This window comes from Empedobacter sp. UBA6745, assembly GCF_002453775.1.
GTDB lineage: Bacteria > Bacteroidota > Bacteroidia > Flavobacteriales > Weeksellaceae > Empedobacter > Empedobacter falsenii_C.
In genome coordinates, this window is sequence record NZ_DKHL01000038.1 from 89,332 (window position 1) to 108,664 (window position 19,333).

Genomic DNA, 19,333 nt, shown 5'->3' on the forward strand with positions numbered 1-19,333 from the left:
ACAATTTTAATTTATATTTTTAAATGTTTTTCATGAACTTGGTGTCAAATGATAATTGTTTACAATGTTATTCAAATTAAACAAATACAGTATGTTACGTTTTATAATTTCAGGAAATAGATTTCTTAAATTTATCTTAATTATTTTATTCATATTCAGTTCAATAAATATGTTTGGAAAAACACAAAATGATAAAGCTGAATTTTTACGAAAAAAAAATAATGATTTGGTTGAAGAAAATCTTCGAATTATTGATTCTACGATTTCAACAGCTTATCGATTGAATGATAAAGTTGTTTTGAGTGAAGCTTATATCGAAAAAGGAAATTATTTTTTGGAGCAACGTAATTACAATAATGCATTGAAAAATTTCACGATTTCGAAACAACTTTCAACAGAAATAAAAGATGATTATACATTTTATTCTTCTCTTGTTGGAATAGCAAAAACAAAGGAAAATCTGTATGAAATAAAGGAATCTATAGAATTGTATGAAGCTTCTTTACCATATTTCGAGAAATATAAACATCAGTCAAAATCGTTTAGTATTTACCTTTCTATTCTTGGGAAATTGTCTTATTTGTATAGTAAAACAAATCATCTGAACAAAAGCGATTATTACAACAAAATTGAGTTGTCTGAAACGGTTGATACATCAAATTATCAATATGCTTTGAAGAATAAAGGAATTATTGATTTTTACAAAAAAGATTATAATTCGGCATTTAATACATTGAAAAAAGCACAACAAGCTTTCTGGAAGCAAAATGATATTAAATGGTATGTGATTTCAGAGCAATTTTTAGGTGAAATTTTATATCAACAAAAGCGAAATAAAGAAGCAATCCAATATTTTGAAAATGTTGTAGAATTCTCAAAACAATATAAAATTCTTGATGAAGAACTGCGACTTTCCTATGAACGAGTGGTTGAATATAATGAGAAGTATGGAAATAATCGAGATAAATTATTATCTGTAAATAATTTATTGTCTTTTGACAGTTTATTTTATGTGGCTGATCATACTATTTTGAAACCAAATCTTGAGAAATACGAAAATACATTCTTGAAAACAGAACGAAATTTATTGAAAGAAAAGAATCAAAACTTCAAAAGAGCTTCTTTTTTTGGTTTGGTTGCAATTCTAATTTTTGGTGGAATTGTTTTTTATAAAATGAATCAAAAACATCAAAAAAAGAAGAATTATTTACAAAAATGTCTTGATGAAATTTCAATAATTGAAGCAGATATTATGGAAGAAAATCAAGTAGAAAAAACAAAATTTGAAGTTGAAATTGATGAAGATTTCGAGCAAAGTTTGCAATTGTTTGAAGAACAAAAGTTGTTTCTAAATCCAAAATTTTCGTTGAATGACTTGGTTCTAGAATTGAACGCCAATCGAACAATTGTGTCAAATTATATTAATCGTTCGAGATCGAAAAATTTTAACCAATATATCAACGAATTAAGAATTAATCATCTTTTGAAACGATTTGCAGATGAACCAAATCTCAAAAAATATACAATTGATGCTTTAGCAGAAGAAACAGGTTTTAATTCGAGAAAGACTTTTTCGGATGCATTCTTGGAACATACAGGTTTTCGACCGTCTCAATATTTACGGAATATTATTAAATAAAAAAAGCAATCCAATTGGATTGCTTTTTTTATTATTATATCAAATTGATTAATTCACTTTACTTAATGTACGAACTCTAATTTCTTGTAAAACATCTTCTACAGACATTCCTACATATGCACCTTCTTCTACAATTGGGTACAATTGATCATAAGACATAATACGCGTATTGTCGATACGTAAATTTACGTGAGAACGATTGAAATCTCTATGAGATTTAACACCTGTTGCAGAAATTAATTCAGATAAAATATGCATTGTTTTCTTGTGGAAATTATACATACGAGTTGCTTTATCTTCTACATCTAATCCTTTCATCAATTCACGATCTTGGGTCGCAACACCAACTGGACATGTATTTGTATTACATTGTAAAGCTTGGATACATCCTACAGCCATCATCATAGCACGAGCCGAATAAACTAAATCCGCACCAATAGCCATTGCACGAGCAATGTGGAAAGAAGAAATAATTTTTCCAGAAGCTACAACACGAATATCTTTTTTAAGACCATAACCACGTAAAGTATCAACAGCGAAAGCTAAACCATCTAACAAAGGCATACCTAGAGAGTTAGAGAACTCTACAGGAGCAGCTCCAGTTCCACCTTCACCACCGTCAATTGCGATATAATCTGGTTTTATACCAGTTTTGATCATTGCTTCACAAATCTCAATAAACTCGCGTTTAATCCCAATACACAATTTGAAACCAACTGGTTTTCCACCTGATAATTCTCTTAATTGTTTGATGAAATGTAACATTCCTTCTGCATCAGAGAAAGCTGAGTGAGATGGAGGAGAATCAACAGTTGTATATGGTTCTACAGCACGAATCTTAGCGATTTCTGGAGTATTTTTATTTGCTGGTAAAATTCCTCCGTGACCTGGTTTTGCACCTTGAGAAATTTTTAACTCAATCATTTTTACATTTGGTAAAGTAGCGCGTTCAACGTACTTATCTGGATCGAAACCACCATCAGTAGCACGACAACCAAAATATCCTGTACCAATTTGCCAAATCAAATCTCCACCTGGCTGTAAGTGATATGGAGAAATTCCCCCTTCACCTGTATTGTGCGCAAAATTTCCTAATTTAGCTCCTTTATTCATCGCTAATACAGCATTTTCACTTAACGAACCGAAAGACATTGCAGAAATGTTTAATAAACTTGCTAAATAAGGTTGTTTACATTCACTTCCACCAACTTTTACACGTGGATCATCAGCATGTTTGATTTTTCCAGCATACATCGAATGATTTAACCACTCATATCCTGGTTCATAAACATCTAATTGCGTCCCAAAAGGAACTGTGTCAATTACATTTTTTGCACGACGATACACCATACTACGCATCAAACGGTCAATAGGTTTTCCTTCAGTATCCGTTTCAACAAAGTATTGCATGATTTCTGGACGAATACTTTCTAATAAATAACGACCATGTCCTACAATAGGAAAGTTTCTTCTGATAGCGTGCTTTGTTTGCGAGATATCAGCAATTCCTAAGGCAATCAAAGGAAGAATAATTATTAAAGACCATAAGATACCTGGCCAAAAATAAGAGATTACTCCAATTGCAACAAGAGTAACGATAGATCCTACTACGAAAAGTTGTCTTACTTTCATAAGTAAAAATTTAAATGATTTTGATTAAAAATTTGGTGTCAAATATATCTAAAAAAACTCGGTTTAACGCCTTTAATTCTGAAATTATTTCTTTTAAAATATTGATTTCAAACGTTAGAGAAAACTGATTATTTCAAATAAGTTAACAATTATCTAATGTCGTGAAATAAAATGAAATATTATTTAGATTTTTTTAAAAGATGTTCAAACTTTTTGAGAAATGTCAAAAGAATTATTCTTTGTAAACTCTTGTTAAATCTAATAATTTGATTGGTCCCATCGAAAAATTCTTAACTTTTTTATTCAAAAATAACGTTGTTTGATCATAAAATAATGGTAAAATTGGAGCGTTTTGCATCATCAATGCATCCATTTTTTGATAAAGTTTGGCACGTTCGTCTGGATTATTGGTCAAAAATGCTTGTTCGTACATTTTATCAAATTCGCCATTTTTATAATGTGAATAATTTGGACCTTCTGGCGCAAAGTTTTTCGAATAATATAAGGACAAAAAGTTTTCGGCATCTGGATAATCTGCTCCCCAATTTGCACGGAACAACGTAAATTTCCCTGTTGCTTTTCCATCACGCATCGTTGGTCCAGGTACAACATTCACTTTTATTGGTAAACCTAATTTTGCCATTTCTGCCGCAATATATTCGCAAACATCTACATATTCTTGTACTGTTGTCAGCTCGATTGGCGTAATTTTTTCGTTCGTTTTTTTATAGCTATTGATTAATTCACGTGCTTTTTCGGGAGAATATTTGTAACCACTTTCTGGCGAATAACCTGGTAAACCTTTCGGAATGAAACCTCCATCTGCTTCAAAAGCTTGTCCTTTCATCATATATTTGATGATTTTGTTTTTATCAACTCCATAATTCAATGCTTGACGCAATTTCAAATCAACTGCATTTGGTGCATCAAGGTAAAAACATAAATAAACAGTACTTAAATAAGGAACTTTTTGAGTGGTTAAAATATTTGAATATTTTGGATTCAAATCTCCGATTGGATTTAAAATTTCATCTTTATAAGAAGGATCCAAATCTGCCATCATATCCAAATTACCTTTGATTAATTCTAAAAATTCTGAATTTTTCTCTGGTAAAAATGATAAATTAACCGCTTCTAAATATGGCAAACGTTGACCTTTTTCATCAAATTCGAAATACTTTGGATTTTTTCTGAAAACCATTTTCACGTTATCTTCCCAAATCTTAAATTGAAAAGGACCTGTACCAATTGGATGTTTCAAGAATTCATCGTTTCCATTTTTGAATAATTCTTTCGGAACAACCGAAGCATATTTCATCGAAATTAAACCTAAAAACGCAGGATAAGCCTCTTTCAATTTAATTTCAAAAAGTGTATCATTTATCGCTTTATACGAATCGATATTATTCATAATCCAACCTCCAGAACCTCCAGCTTTCGGATCTTTTAAACGGTTAAAACTATATTCAAAATCAGAAGCAGTCACAATTCGAGTCGAATCTTTTCCGAAAGCTTCATGTTTGTGAAAAAAAACATCGTTTCTTAATGTAAAAGAATACGTTTTTCCATCTTCTGAAATTGTCCAAGATTTTGCAATATCGGGTTGAATTTCTAATTCATTATCAATCTTCACTAAACTGTTATACATCAAATTACACGCCCACGTATTGGCTTGTGTTCGCGCATTAATTGGATCTAAAGAAGAAATATTATCGTAACGATTTAGTTTAAATACTTTGTTTTCATCGATTTCAATTTTCTTAGAACACGAAAATATTGAAACGAATAACATAATGTAGATAAAGTATTTAGTCATTTTGAATAGCTGATTTATTTATGTTTCAAAACTATGGATAATTTCTTAAATTTGCAGCTATGAATAATCAAACTAAAACAGTTGCATTTCATACATTGGGATGTAAACTTAATTTTTCTGAAACTTCGACGATCGCAAGAAACTTGAAAGATAATGGATATCAGAAGGTTGAGTTTACAGATTCTGCGAATGTGTACGTAATCAATACATGTTCGGTAACCGCAAATGCAGACAAAGAGTGCAGAACGATTGTGAAAAATGCAATGAAAGCAAATCCAGAAGGTTTTGTTGTCGTTGTAGGTTGTTATGCGCAGTTGAAACCGCAAGAAATTGCGGAAATGGAAGGTGTTGATTTGGTTTTAGGAGCTGCAGAAAAATTTAATATTGCTGAATATTTAGACGATATCAATAAAAAAGAAGAAACAATTGTACATTCTTGTGAGATTGAAGAAGCCGATTTTTACGTTGGTTCTTATTCAATTGGTGATCGTACGCGTGCTTTTTTGAAAGTTCAAGATGGTTGCGATTACAAATGTACGTATTGTACAATTCCTTTGGCTCGTGGGATTTCGCGTTCGGATACAGTTGAAAATGTCATCAAAAATGCGAATGAAATTGCGCACAAAGGAATCAAAGAAATTGTATTAACGGGTGTAAATATTGGCGATTACGGGAAAGGTGAATTCGGGAATAAAAAACACGAACATACTTTCTTGGAATTGGTGCAAGAATTAGATCAAGTTGATGCGATAGAACGAATCAGAATTTCTTCGATTGAGCCAAATTTATTGAAAAATGAAACGATCGATTTTGTTTCAAAAAGTAATCGATTTGTTCCGCATTTCCATATTCCATTACAATCTGGTAGCGATGAGATTTTGAAAAAAATGAAACGTCGTTACTTATCTAATCTTTATTTAGATCGTGTAACAAAAATTCGCGAAGTGATGCCAAATGCGTGTATTGGTGTAGATGTAATTGTTGGTTTCCCTGGAGAAACAGAAGAATTATTTATGGAAACATATAATTTCTTGAACGAATTACCAATTAGCTATTTACATGTATTTACTTATTCTGAAAGAGATAATACAGAAGCAATCGAATTTGAAGGTATTGTTGATCAAGGAGAACGTAAACGTCGTAATAAAATGTTACGTATTTTATCGGAGAAAAAACGTCAAGCTTTTTATCAATCGCAATTAAATTCGACTCAGAAAGTTTTGTGGGAACATGATAATAAAGACGGAAAAATGTTTGGTTTTACAGAGAATTATGTGAAAGTTCAGACAGATTTTAATCCAGAATTAGTCAACGAAACGCAAATTGTAGATTTGGTTAGAATCAATCACAATGGAATTGTTGAAGTAAAAATTCAAGAGTTAGAATTAGCAAAATAAAATTGTAAATATTAGTTAAAAAGAAGTTCAAGTATTTTGAGCTTCTTTTTTTTGATTTACCTTTACATTTAGGAATAATAATTGTAGTTTTAAATAAAAAATCAAGGTCATGAAAATTATACACTTTACTTTTATAATTTTGTTGTCATTATTTGTAACAAGCTGTGGAACAGTTCAAGTAAGTACAGATTACGACAGATCAACAAATTTTGCTTCATATAAAACTTATACTTTTCACCAAAAAGGATTAGATAAGTTAAAGGTTAACGATTTGGACAAGAATCGATTAATTAAAGCAATTGACGCACAAATGGCTACAAAAGGATTTACAAAAGTAAGTTCTGATGCAGACTTAGTCATTAATTTATTGACAAGTTCTAAAGAACAAGTTTCTGTAAATAATAACAATTGGGGTTACGGTCCTTATGGTTACTATGGCGGATATTACGGCGGAAATAGCGTTTCTTCTTATCAAGCAGGAACAATTGTAATAGACATTATTGATGATAAACGTAATATATTGGTTTGGCAAGGTGTTGGTTCTGATCTTAATTTGAGTAATATCAGTGCTAAAGCGGAAAGAATCCCGAAAGCAATTGAAGAAATTCTTGCTAAATTTCCTCCTCAACCAAAAAAATAAATTTTCGAAAATAATATAGAAAGTTCTTCATTTGGAGAGCTTTTTTTATGAAATGAAGTTTGTATTAAAAAAAGCTTTAATTTTGTTAAAATTATACAATAACTTATGAAAATTTAAAAACCAATCTATTAAGTTTATTTCTTTTAAGTTTATCTACTTTTTCTTTTGCTCAAATCGAATTTGGAGTTAAAGGAGGTGTTGGACTTAGTAACACAACTATTGTTCATGGAGTTTCTAAAGAGAGAGTTGGATTTTTAGTTGGAGGAGTTGCAAAATATCAATTAACTACTCGAAACGAAAATCATTATTTACAAGCCGAAGTTTTATATACTACTCAAGGTGAATATTCGTTATATAAAGAAGGTGGAGAGAAATACAAAGCTTTCTTAAATTATATCAATATTCCAATTATGTATAAATACTATTTTGATGATCAAGGAAAAGATTTCTTCGTTGAAGGTGGTCCTCAATTAGGTTTCAAAGTATCAGAAAAATTTGATGAAAATGAACCTGAAAGAGAAAATAATGTTCCAAAATCGTTTGATTTAGCATTTAATATTGGTGGTGGATATTCTATTGATAGAAAATACGAAATTAATTTACGCTATCAATATGGTTTAATAGATACTTACGACTATAAACGTTGGGATAATGGAACAAATCGTTCATCATTTTTAACTTTAGGAATTACATATTTCTTCAAATAAATTCAAAACCGCTTTATAGCGGTTTTTTTATTATCTTGTTTTAAAATTTAGTCAATGAATTTTAAACAAATTATTATTTTAGGTTTTTTCTTAATTAGTAGTAATCTATTCGCACAGAATATGATAAAAGGAAAAGTGATTGATGAAAAATCGCTTCCAATTATTAATGCTGAAATCTATGTCGATAATTCTACGATTAAATCAAAAACGAACGAAAAAGGTGAATTTGAACTAAATCTTCCTAATGGACAATATAATTTAATAATTCGAGCAAGTTTGTTTGAGAATTATATTTTGAATGTCAATACAAATCAAACCAATTTTTATAAAGTAGTTTTAGAGCCTGAAGTGGTTGCATTACAAGAAACAGTTGTTCAAGCAATATCTAAAGAAGATTGGTTGTATTATTATCAGACTTTTCTGAGATTGTTTTTGGGAAGTAATGAAGCTGCTAAAAAATGTAAAATCGAAAATTCGAAAGATTTAAGGTTTAAATATGATAAAAATACACGACAATTATCTGCTACTTCCCGAAATCCTTTAATCATTACAAACAATTACTTAGGTTATAAAATAGAATATGATTTGGTTGATTTTAATATTAATTTCAAGTCAAATTATGTCTTAACTCTTGGAACAGCACTTTTTACTGAGCTAAAATCATCAGCTTCTAAAGAAAAAAAATGGCAAGAAAATCGTCGTAAATCTTATTTAGGAAGTGTGATTCATTTTATGAAAGCGGTTTATGATAATAAAATTGAGGAAGAAGGATATGATGTAAAGCGATTGATTCGCAAGGATAATCCTGAATACATAAAGTTTAAAGAAGAAACTTTGTTAGGAGGTAGAATTGAAGGTAAAGTTCCTCCAAAAATTATTACTTACTTAGTTAATCAAAAAGTACCATCTGATAGTTTGAAAATCGTTGATAATAATGATCAGTATCTTAATTTTAAAGGTTTGTATTCTGTAGAGTATAAAAATGAAAAAGAGGATTTGGACTATGCAAAACAGAATGGAGCAAAATATATTTCGAACCAACTTTCTATTTTCGCTATAAAAAGCGATTTATTAAAAATTGAAGAAAATGGAACGTATTATCATCCTGCTAATTTGGTTGTTGAAGGATATTGGAGCTGGGAAAAAATAGCAAACATGGTTCCTATGGATTATAAAATTGAGTAAAAAAGTCACTCAATGAGTGACTTTTTTTATAATTATCTGAATTAGTTTTTAATAAACTTAATTGATTCATTTGTTGAATCAGTTTTTATCTTTACGATATAAACTCCTTTATTTAAGAAACTTAAATCAATTTTATTATTCATAATATTATCTGAATTCCAAACTTTTTGACCTGCTAAATTATAAACTTCAGCAGAATTTATGATAGCTTTTGTATGAATTGTCATTTCATTCATAACAGGATTTGGAGAAATTGTTGTAATAATTTTATCCAAAACATTTTCATTTGTAGATAAAGCTCCTTTCAATTCTATTACAAAACCTTTAAGATCCATTTCATCCCAATTGATTCCTATACCTCCTATATATTTTCCATTCGGAGAAATACCTGTAGGCAACACAAAAGTAAAACTTTTGCTATCATATCCAACCTCTTTTACATAATCATCAATTTTAACAACTCCTTTATCTTTAAACCAAATAAAACCTTCTCCTTCTGTATTTGTAGCATACCAAGGCTTCCAATAACCCACCGCTGTATTTCCATCATCAGAAACAGCTACTATTGACGTGTTATAATCTGGATCTGAATGAACTATTTCTGTATAAGTATTAGTTGTTGCATTGTAAATATATGCTTCAGGTTCGTTGAAACCAACAATAATATTTCCATCAGCAGAAACTGCTAGCGCCTCTCCTACAAGATTACCTTGTTTATCTTTAATAAATGTTTGTACACCATTTTTCCAATAAACTCCTTTACGGAAACCATTTTCAGAATCTTGCCATCCTACAACAACAGTTCCATCTCCATTTACAGAATTTGGTCTTGAACTTTTACCTGCAACTGTAGAGCCCAAATCTTTCATTCCATTTGCTCTATTCCAAATAACTCCTATAGCTTGAGAAGCAGATTTCCATCCTAATCCAACGATCGTTTTACCATCGCTTGACATTCCCCATGAAGAAGTATCGCTACCATTTGCACTCGCTCCTAAGTACTCCCATGTTTGCGTAGTTATATCATATAAAGCCATTTCATCGATTCCTGTAGCCGGATTTGTCATTGTTCCTGATACTAATTTTCCATCAGCAGAAATGGTTGTATTACCTGCTATATAATCATTATTACCTCCAATTTCTCCAATTACTATAGGACCTTCTTCTTTTGTCCATTTAAAATGTATGACACCTGCGGCATTTCCTACAGCTACACCGTCATTAGAAATATCTGTAACTTGAGCCCAAGTACCTACATCATACACCTGAGCGTTTGATTGTAAAAGTATTAACAACGTTAATACACTAAAGTAAATTTTCTTCATAATTTTATTGTGTTAATTCATTACTTTAAAATTATATTATATTTCAACATGTATTAATCAGTAATAATTTAAAGAATTAATTTCCTTAAAAAGGAAAATATAAAATGCTTATAATAAATAAATTATCTATTAAAAATCATATTGTTAAAAAAACAGAATTTCATTAAATCAATTACAAAAACACAAAAAAATAATATTATAAATTAATTACATAAACCAAAAAAGCCGTTCTTACGAACGGCTTTCAATTTATGGATTGTTAGAATGTTTTTATGTATTACAATTCTAAAGCTCTTTTAGCGTCACCTCCCATTAATACATTTAATGGATCTTCTACCGCTTCTTTAACTGCAACTAAGAATCCTACAGATTCGCGTCCGTCGATGATACGGTGGTCATAAGATAAAGCAACATACATCATTGGAGCGATAACGATTTGTCCGTTTTTAACAACTGGACGCTCAACAATATTGTGCATTCCTAAGATACCTGATTGAGGTGGGTTGATGATTGGTGTAGACATCATAGATCCAAATACACCACCGTTAGTGATTGTAAATGTACCTCCTGTCATTTCATCAACAGAAATTTTTCCGTCACGTACTTTGATTGCTAAATCTTTGATAGATTGCTCTACACCACGGAACGTTAAATTTTCTGCATTACGTACTACTGGTACCATTAAACCTTTTGGTCCTGATACAGCAACAGAAACATCAGCAAAATCAAATTTTACTTGGTAGTCACCATCAATCATAGAGTTTACATCCGGATATAATTCTAATGCACGAGTAACTGCTTTTGTAAAGAAAGACATAAATCCTAAACCAACACCATGTTTAGCTTTGAATTCGTCTTTGTATTGGTTACGTAAAGCAAAGATTGCAGACATATCAACTTCGTTGAATGTCGTTAACATTGCAGTTTCATTTTTAACAGAAACTAAACGTTGTGCAATTTTACGACGTAATGATGATAATTTTTTCTCTGATTGAGCACGAGTTCCTTGAGTAGAAGTTCCCATAGCCGGAGTAAAACGTACAGCGTCATCTTGAGTGATGCGTCCGTCACGTCCTGATCCTTTTACTTGAGAAGCATCAATGCCTTTCTCATCTAAAACTTTTTTAGCAGCTGGAGATGGAGTTCCCGTAGCATAAGTTGCGGCTGGAGTAGCAGGTGCTGGAGTAGCAACCGGAGCTGGAACAGCTTTTACTTCTTCTTTAACTTCAGCCTTAGGAGCTTCCGCAGCTGGTGCGCTACCTCCTTCTGGTCTTGGAGCATCCGTATCAATAAGACAAACAACTTGTCCTACTTCTACAACATCACCTTCTTCAGCTTTTAAAGTAATAATTCCACTTTCTTCTGCTGGCAATTCTAATGTCGCTTTATCTGAGTCAACCTCTGCAATTGCTTGGTCTTTTTCTACGTAATCACCGTCTTTTACTAACCACGTAGCGATCTCTACTTCTGTGATTGATTCCCCTGGTGATGGGACTTTCATTTCTAACATATCTATTAGCTTTATTTTTTAATTGAATACTTTATTAATTACCTCTTCGTAAATTGCAGCCCAACGTTTGCTTGAACCTGGTGCTGTGGCAGCACTTTCTGCTGGAGAAACGACATCGAATGGATATTTTCTTAATTTACGTAAGATGTACATCCAAGCTCCCATATTTTCTGGTTCTTCTTGCGCCCAAACCAATTTAGCATTACCAAATTTAGAGATGATTGCATCTACTTTTTCTTCGTTCAATGGGTATAGTTGCTCTAAACGAATAATTGCAGTTTCTGTATCTCCTAACTCCTGGCGTTTTTTGTCTAAATCGTAGTAGATTTTCCCTGAACAGAATACTACTTTTTTCACTTTTTTCGCATCTACAGTTACATCTTCGATGATTTCTTGGAATCCTCCATTTGCAAAGTCTGCTAATGGTGATACAGCTGATGGATGACGTAATAATGATTTTGGAGACATTACAACCAATGGTTTACGGTAATCTGTTACGACCTGTCTTCTTAAAGCATGGAAGAAGTTGGCTGGAGTTGTGATGTTAGCAACAAACATATTGTTACCGGCACACATTTGTAAGAAACGCTCTAAACGTGCTGAAGAGTGCTCTGCTCCTTGTCCTTCATATCCATGAGGCAATAACATTACTAAACCGTTTTGTAATTTCCATTTATCTTCTGCTGCAGAAATATATTGGTCGATTACAATTTGCGCTCCATTCACGAAATCTCCAAACTGAGCTTCCCAAATAGTTAACGCTTTCGGATTTGCCATTGCATATCCATAATCGAAACCTAAAACTGCATATTCAGATAATAATGAGTTATAGATTCGTAATTGACCTTGCTCATCATTAATATGGTTTAATAAGATAATTTCTTCTTCTGTGTCTTCAGTTTTTACAACTGCATGACGGTGAGAGAACGTTCCGCGTTCTACATCTTCACCAGAAACACGCACGTTACGTCCGTCTGTTAAGATAGAACCGAAAGCTAAAGCTTCTCCTAATCCCCAGTCGATTTTATCTTCCTCAATCATTTTTCCTCGTCCTTCAATTAAACGAGAAACTTTTTTGATTAATTTTTTACCTTCTGGAACGGTAGAAACAGCTTTTGCAATTTCTTTTAATTTTGCTTCATCGTAAGCAGTATTTGCTTGTTCAAAAACTTTTGCATCATCAGCAATTTCAAATCCTTCCCACTCTTCTGGCATGAAAGGGAAAATGTGATTACGCTCAATTTCTTTAGAAGCTTCGAAATTCGTTTCTAATAAAGCTTTAAATTCAGCTTCTTTTTGTTTAACGATTTCTTCACCAATTACACCTTCTTTTAATAATTTATCCTTGTAAATTTCACGAGGATTTGGGTGTTTAGCGATTAAGTTATATAATTTAGGTTGAGTGAATTTTGGTTCATCACCTTCGTTATGTCCATATTTACGGTATCCTAATAAATCGATGAATACATCAGAACCGAACTCTGCACGATAATCTGCTGCAAAACGGAAAGCGTGAACTACCGCTTCTACATCATCAGAATTTACATGCATTACAGGAGACAATGTTACTTTTGCAACATCTGTACAATATGTAGATGTACGCGCATCTAAATAGTTTGTTGTAAACCCAATTTGGTTATTTACCACAACGTGTACTGTTCCACCTGTTTTGTATCCGTCTAATCCTGCCATTTGAACAACCTCGTAAACGATTCCTTGTCCAGCTACAGCAGCATCACCATGAATTAAGATTGGAATAATTTTAGAATAATCATCTTTATAATCTTCCTCAACTTTTGCACGTGTAATCCCTTCTACAACTGCATCTACAGTCTCTAAGTGAGATGGATTTGGTGCTAAATTGATTCGGATATCTTTTCCATTCAATGCTTTGATTTGATTAGATGATCCCATGTGATATTTAACATCACCAGCCATTAAATCCGTATCAAAAGCTTTTCCTTCGAATTCTGAAAAGATTTGAGAATATGATTTTCCAAAAATGTTAGCCAAAACATTCAAACGTCCACGGTGAGCCATCCCTACGATAACCTCTTGTACGCCGTGATCTGCAGAACGATTAATCAATGTATCCAAAGCAGGAATCAAAGATTCATTTCCTTCTACCGAGAAACGTTTTTGTCCAACATATTTCGTGTGCATAAAGTTTTCAAAAGCAGTCGCTTCATTCAACTTTTCTAAAACACGCTCTTTCTCCTCCTTAGATAATTTTGGTTGATTCAAGTTTTGGTTTAACCAATTCTGAATCCAATTAATTCTTTGAGGTTCTCTTACATACATATACTCGATTCCGATAGATTCGCAGTACATGTTTTCTAAGTGTCCAATGATTTCACGTAAAGTGATTGGTCCACCGATACCTAAAATTTCACCAGCGTTGAATGTCAAATCTAAATCAGCATCAGATAAACCAAAGTTTTTGATGTCTAAAGTAGGTTCAAAAGTTCTACGCGCTCTAACCGGGTTAGTCTTTGTAAATAAGTGTCCACGCGTACGGTAAGCATCAATCAAATTGATGACTTTAAATTCTTTCTGTACGTTGTCTGGAACTTGAGATACTACTGCAGGATTAACTACTGCTTGCGTTGTTTGACTAGCTCTGTTAGGAGCTGTTTGTGTTGCTGGTGCAAATAATGGCTCTCCATCATATGTTGCATTCGCAAAGTCATACCCTTGGAAAAAAGCTTTCCAACTTGGTTCAATACTATCCGGATATTGGACGTATTGATCATATAAGTCGCCTATAAACTCTAAATGAGCGGCATTTAAAAACGAAAAACGATCCATAAATTTTACTCTCTATGAGATTTAGCTACAAAAATAAACTATTTAAGGCTTTAAAAAAAATTACTTTCATCATATTTATCTTATCTCGCCATAAAAATATATTATAATCAAATAATCATTACATTTGATATAAATTTAAGAAAGATTTTACATTTAGATGATAAATTTTCTAACAAAAAAAATAAACAAACGTTGGATTGGCTTCTTTATAATATTTGTGATTTTCGCTATTACAATATGGTCGAGTAACAAAATTGTACAAGAGCTAAAGCGTGAAGAACACAAACGTGTAGAGAATTATGCGCGATCGTTAGAGTTGATAAGCTCATCCGAATTTTTAGATCCGAAAACGCAAGATTTTCTATTCAAATTAATTGAAGACAACAAATCAATTCCTGTTGCACTTGTAGACGAAAAAGGCATTATTGTAGACACCAAAAATATTGATGAATCGATCGTAAAAGATTCGGTTCAATTAAAAAAATATGTCAACAAAATGAAATCGTCCGAACAAACAATCGATGTTGAATTAATCGGAACTAAAAATTATGTTTATTTCAAAAATTCAAAACTTCTCAATCAATTACAATATTATCCACTCATCATTATTTTATTGATTTTATTGTTTTTTGGATTTTCGTATTGGTATTTCAAAACAATTCGTGACACCGAAAAAAGTTATTTATGGGCCGGAATGGCAAAAGAAACAGCGCATCAAATTGGAACTCCACTTTCTTCTTTAATGGGTTGGGTCGAATTATTGAAATTGGAAGAAATCGATCAAACTTCTGTCATAGAAATTGAAAAAGATGTGGACCGATTGAAACATATTGCCGAACGTTTCTCGAAAATTGGTTCAACTTCTGAACTCAAACAAACTGATATTATTTCAACTTCCAAACAAACAGTGGATTATATTTCCCAACGCATTTCTAAAGGAATTGAAGTAAATTTTGTTACAGATGTAGAAGAATTTAATATTAATCTTAATTCTTCTTTATATAGTTGGGTTATCGAAAATTTGATGAAAAATGCAGCTGACGCCATGCAAAATAAGGGCGTTTTGGATATCGATATAAAAACGAAGGGTAAATTTGTCGAAATTTCTATTGCTGATACAGGTTCTGGAATTCCGACCAAATTACAAAAAAAGATTTTTCAACCTGGTTTTACAACCAAAAAACGCGGTTGGGGATTGGGATTATCATTAGCCAAACGAATTATCGAAGATTACCACAAAGGAAAAATATTTGTTGCCAAATCATCCAAAGAAATCGGAACTGAGTTTAAGATTTTATTGAAAAAATAATCAGAAATATTACACAAAATCTTGATTATATAATAAGGTATACTTTTTGTGACTTTGTTAGAACGACAACTGTTTTGTAAAATTAATAATTATGAATGCAACGACTATTGAACAAGTGAATTCTAAATTGAAACAACTTCCTGAATCACTTTTGGAAGAAGTTGAGCGTTATATTGATTTTTTGACTTATAAACACAATCAAGAAATTGAATTTGAGTTAAGTGACGAACAAAAGGAAATTTTGGATAATCGACTTAACGAGCCAAAAGAAAATTTTTTGAATGCAAAAGATGTATTGAAAGAATTGCACGGAAAATATGATTTATAAGATTAGAATTTCTTCCGAAGCTGCCCAAGATATTGAACAAGCTATTTCTTATTATTCAAACTTTTCTACATCTGCTGCAAAATCATATTTAGCTGAATTGACAAAAGTTTTGGAAGCTTTGGAAATAAATCCTTTTTATCAAGTAAAATATAGAAATTTGCGTGCAAAACCTTTTAAATCTTTTCCTTATTTGGTTTTATTTGAAACTAATGGAGAAGAAAAAACTGTATTTATTTATGCAGTTTTTAATACACATAGAAATCCTACAAAATATCCAAAATAAAAAATGAGCTGAAAGTAAAACTTCAACTCATTTTTTAAATATCATTTTCTAATATCTAAATTCTAGCATCTCAGTACGAATTACTATTCTTTCACACCAATATAAATCTCAATTTCTGCATCAGCTGGATTTTGAGCTTTTTCGGTGTACAATTCGTAATCATATTTATACGTGCGATTTAGGTTTGCATCATCATTCCAAATTTCTGCCCAAGTTTTTCCAACTGCTTCATGTAATTCTCCTTTGGCAATATATTTTTTGAATGTTTGTGGCTCAAATTCACGACCAACCATACCTTCTGGAATTTCATCTAATGAAGAAACTTCTAAACCAATGATTGTCGTATATTTTCCTGTAAAATCACTTTCATAATCTGTGTAAACAGAATAAATATTAGAACTAATTGCATTTGGAATTTTAGTCATTATATTCTCACCAAAAAATTGATGCCACAATTTTCCTAAATCTTCAATCGCTTGACTATCGTTATTAGACGTTTGAGTTGCTATTCCTATAATTTTCAACTTATTCATTTATAAAGTTTTTAAAATCCTAAAATCATTTTCGCAATCGAAAAGTAAATCAACAAACCAAAAATATCATTACTTGTTGTGATAAATGGACCTGTCGCAATCGCAGGATCAACACCATATTTATGTAACATAATTGGAATAAATGTCCCAATCAAACTTGCTAAAATCATCACAATAACTAAAGCTAATACAATGGTTGAGGAAATTTCGTAACTCGTACTCATTAAGAAATGTGTCGCCAATAAAAGTACAAAAGCTAATAATGTACTATTTAATAGAGCCAATAACATTTCTTTTCCTAATCTTTTCCAAATAGAACCCGAAATATTGCTATTCGCCAAACCTTGTACAATAATCGCAGAAGATTGCACACCTACATTTCCCGCCATGGCAGCAACAAGCGGCGTAAAAAAGAATAATTGCGGATACAAATTCATCGCATCACTAAAACTTTGCGACACATTAACTGCAACAAAACTACCTACCAAAGCCAATAAAAGCCAGGGCAAACGAGCGCGAGTTAATTTTAAGATATTATCATCAGAATCGACATTTTGAGTAATCCCGGCTGCTAATTGATAATTTTCTTCAGCTTCTTCACGAATCACATCAATCACATCATCCACCGTAATTACACCAACCAAACGCATTAATTCATCTACAACAGGCACTTCGTACAAATCATATTTTTCGATTACTTTCGCAACCTCCATATCTTTTGTATAGGTCTTTACATATTGGATCTTTTCATTGTAAACATCTGCCACTTTTGTATTCGCAGAAGTCGTCAACAAACGCTTCAAACTCAAAGTTCCAAGTAATTTTTCATCTTCATCAACCACATAAATTGAGAAAACCTCTTCTAAATCCTCAGCTTGTTTTCGCATTTGTTTTACCGCTGTAATTACCGACCAATCTTTGTTGACTTTTATCAACTCTTTTCCCATCAAACCTCCAGCCGTATCTTCGTCATAACGTAAAAGATCTACAATTTCGCGGGCGTGTTCTTGGTCTTCTAATTGCGCAATTACCTCATCTTTCTTTTCATCAGAAAGCTCATTAATAACGTCAACAGCATCATCGGTATCCATCTCATTAATGACATCTTCAGCAATTTCTTTTGCAGTAAGCGTTTTCAGGAATTTGCGTCGATCATCTTCTTCTAATTCAAGAAGGATATCTGCAGAAATTTCATTATCGAGTAAATCAATTACAAAAGATTGTTCTTTGGTCGAAAGCTCATCAAACAATTCAGCAATATCAGCGGGGTGCAAATCTTGCAACATCTCCTTAACCGCTTTAGCATTTTGTTGATTAATACTTTCGTTTAAATGTTCAATAAAATCTTTTGTAATTTTTACCTCCATAATCTATTTCATTCTTTTCGTTAACTCAATAAAATCTTCGACAGATAATTGCTCTGCGCGCATGTTCAAAAACTCGTGATCGTTTAGATCCTCAGGAATCCCCAAAGCTTTCAACGAATTACGAAGCGTTTTTCTTCTTTGTCCAAAACCAGCTTTTACCACTTGAAAAAATCGTTTTTGTTCAACTCCTTCAATTTCTGTTCGGTAGCGTTTCATAATAATTACGCCCGATTTTACTTTTGGTGGTGGTGTAAAAACGTGCTCTGGAACAGTGAACAAATATTCACAATGATAATAAGCTTGAGCTAATACAGAAAGTATACCATAATCTTTTGTCCCTTTTTTTGAGGCAATACGTTCGGCAACTTCTTTCTGAAACATTCCACAAACTTCGGGAACAGTGTAACGCTCTTCTAAAGCTTTAAAAATAATTTGCGAAGATATATTATACGGAAAATTTCCTAAAATAGCAATTTGTTCATCAAACTTTGATGAAAAGTCCATTTTCAAGAAATCTTCGGAATGAATTTTAAATCCTGGATAAAATGGTTGATAATATTCTTTTAAATATTCGACTGATTCTGTATCAATCTCCACAACCTCTATATTTTTCTTTGCTTGTAAAATATATTTTGTCAACACGCCCATTCCTGGACCAATTTCTAAGACACGATCATAGCCTTCCCAAGTTAATCCTTCGGCGATGTCTCGTGCAATATTTTCGTCATTCAAAAAATGCTGACCTAAATGTTTTTTAGCTTTTACTTTCAAAAATTCTAAATTTTAAGTTTTCTTTAACCAACTTACCGTAGAATATATACGGAATATCTTTCTTGCGAAATAAGTTTTTTTTA

General features: G+C 32.0%; 16 protein-coding genes. 8 read left to right on the forward strand and 8 right to left on the reverse strand.

The features are described 5' to 3' along the window. Positions 1 to 169 precede the first annotated feature (169 nt). Positions 170 to 1,639 carry a helix-turn-helix domain-containing protein gene (locus tag B4H69_RS11265; protein ID WP_180906186.1) on the forward strand — a complete coding sequence of 490 codons (1,470 nt, stop codon included), beginning with the start codon at positions 170 to 172 and terminating at the stop codon, positions 1,637 to 1,639. 48 nt (positions 1,640 to 1,687) lie between these two features. On the opposite strand, the gene B4H69_RS11270 is transcribed toward B4H69_RS11265, so the two are convergent. After that, positions 1,688 to 3,271, reverse strand: a complete 1,584-nt coding sequence (locus B4H69_RS11270; protein ID WP_280046019.1) for an FMN-binding glutamate synthase family protein — start codon at positions 3,269 to 3,271, stop codon at positions 1,688 to 1,690. A 232-nt stretch (positions 3,272 to 3,503) separates the two neighbouring features. Beyond that, entirely contained in the window at positions 3,504 to 5,087 is a 1,584-nt protein-coding gene (locus tag B4H69_RS11275; RefSeq protein ID WP_291094008.1) for an ABC transporter substrate-binding protein, read from the reverse strand. Between the two features lie 59 nt (positions 5,088 to 5,146). Here B4H69_RS11275 and mtaB point away from each other — a divergent pair, with 59 nt between their 5' ends. From mtaB to B4H69_RS11295, 4 genes are all read left to right on the forward strand, one after another. Next, positions 5,147 to 6,484: a tRNA (N(6)-L-threonylcarbamoyladenosine(37)-C(2))-methylthiotransferase MtaB gene (mtaB, locus tag B4H69_RS11280; RefSeq protein ID WP_280046021.1), complete on the forward strand. Its 1,338-nt coding sequence runs from the start codon at positions 5,147 to 5,149 to the stop codon at positions 6,482 to 6,484. 109 nt (positions 6,485 to 6,593) lie between these two features. Continuing rightward, the gene (locus tag B4H69_RS11285) at positions 6,594 to 7,124 is read left to right on the forward strand and encodes a DUF4136 domain-containing protein (protein WP_114999525.1); all 531 of its coding nucleotides are present in this window, start codon (positions 6,594 to 6,596) and stop codon (positions 7,122 to 7,124) included. Between the two features lie 98 nt (positions 7,125 to 7,222). Then, complete coding sequence (locus tag B4H69_RS11290; protein WP_221855012.1) at positions 7,223 to 7,831, forward strand: porin family protein; 609 nt, start codon at positions 7,223 to 7,225, stop codon at positions 7,829 to 7,831. Between the two features lie 54 nt (positions 7,832 to 7,885). After that, entirely contained in the window at positions 7,886 to 9,016 is a 1,131-nt protein-coding gene (locus tag B4H69_RS11295) for a carboxypeptidase-like regulatory domain-containing protein (RefSeq protein WP_291094011.1), read from the forward strand. Positions 9,017 to 9,057: 41 nt separating this feature from the next. On the opposite strand, the gene B4H69_RS11300 is transcribed toward B4H69_RS11295, so the two are convergent. The 3 genes from B4H69_RS11300 to B4H69_RS11310 form a co-directional block, all read right to left on the reverse strand. Beyond that, a complete protein-coding gene (locus B4H69_RS11300; RefSeq protein WP_280046024.1) occupies positions 9,058 to 10,341 on the reverse strand; it encodes a T9SS type A sorting domain-containing protein in 1,284 nt (427 codons plus the stop codon). Positions 10,342 to 10,618: 277 nt separating this feature from the next. Continuing rightward, on the reverse strand, positions 10,619 to 11,851 hold the full coding sequence (odhB, locus tag B4H69_RS11305) for a 2-oxoglutarate dehydrogenase complex dihydrolipoyllysine-residue succinyltransferase (RefSeq protein WP_280046025.1): 1,233 nt from the start codon (positions 11,849 to 11,851) through the stop codon (positions 10,619 to 10,621). 18 nt (positions 11,852 to 11,869) lie between these two features. Continuing rightward, on the reverse strand, positions 11,870 to 14,659 hold the full coding sequence (locus B4H69_RS11310; RefSeq protein ID WP_291094014.1) for a 2-oxoglutarate dehydrogenase E1 component: 2,790 nt from the start codon (positions 14,657 to 14,659) through the stop codon (positions 11,870 to 11,872). Between the two features lie 157 nt (positions 14,660 to 14,816). Here B4H69_RS11310 and B4H69_RS11315 point away from each other — a divergent pair, with 157 nt between their 5' ends. The 3 genes from B4H69_RS11315 to B4H69_RS11325 all read left to right on the forward strand — a co-directional run bounded on the left by B4H69_RS11315 (position 14,817) and on the right by B4H69_RS11325 (position 16,579). Next, positions 14,817 to 15,968, forward strand: coding sequence for a sensor histidine kinase (locus tag B4H69_RS11315; protein ID WP_291094016.1), 1,152 nt, complete (start codon positions 14,817 to 14,819; stop codon positions 15,966 to 15,968). A gap of 91 nt (positions 15,969 to 16,059) precedes the next feature. Further along, the gene (locus B4H69_RS11320; RefSeq protein WP_038332423.1) at positions 16,060 to 16,296 is read left to right on the forward strand and encodes a hypothetical protein; all 237 of its coding nucleotides are present in this window, start codon (positions 16,060 to 16,062) and stop codon (positions 16,294 to 16,296) included. Further along, positions 16,286 to 16,579, forward strand: coding sequence for a type II toxin-antitoxin system RelE/ParE family toxin (locus B4H69_RS11325; RefSeq protein ID WP_038332425.1), 294 nt, complete (start codon positions 16,286 to 16,288; stop codon positions 16,577 to 16,579). The genes B4H69_RS11320 and B4H69_RS11325 overlap by 11 nt, the downstream gene beginning before the upstream one ends. An 83-nt stretch (positions 16,580 to 16,662) precedes the next feature. Here B4H69_RS11325 and B4H69_RS11330 read toward each other — a convergent pair whose 3' ends face one another. From B4H69_RS11330 to rsmA, 3 genes are read right to left on the reverse strand one after another with little or no spacing between them, the layout of a single operon-like run. Further along, complete coding sequence (locus B4H69_RS11330) at positions 16,663 to 17,112, reverse strand: GyrI-like domain-containing protein (protein WP_185096031.1); 450 nt, start codon at positions 17,110 to 17,112, stop codon at positions 16,663 to 16,665. Positions 17,113 to 17,123: 11 nt separating this feature from the next. After that, entirely contained in the window at positions 17,124 to 18,479 is a 1,356-nt protein-coding gene (gene mgtE / locus B4H69_RS11335; protein WP_038332427.1) for a magnesium transporter, read from the reverse strand. Positions 18,480 to 18,482: 3 nt separating this feature from the next. Continuing rightward, entirely contained in the window at positions 18,483 to 19,250 is a 768-nt protein-coding gene (rsmA, locus tag B4H69_RS11340) for a 16S rRNA (adenine(1518)-N(6)/adenine(1519)-N(6))-dimethyltransferase RsmA (RefSeq protein WP_038332430.1), read from the reverse strand. Between the last annotated feature and the right edge of the window lie 83 nt (positions 19,251 to 19,333).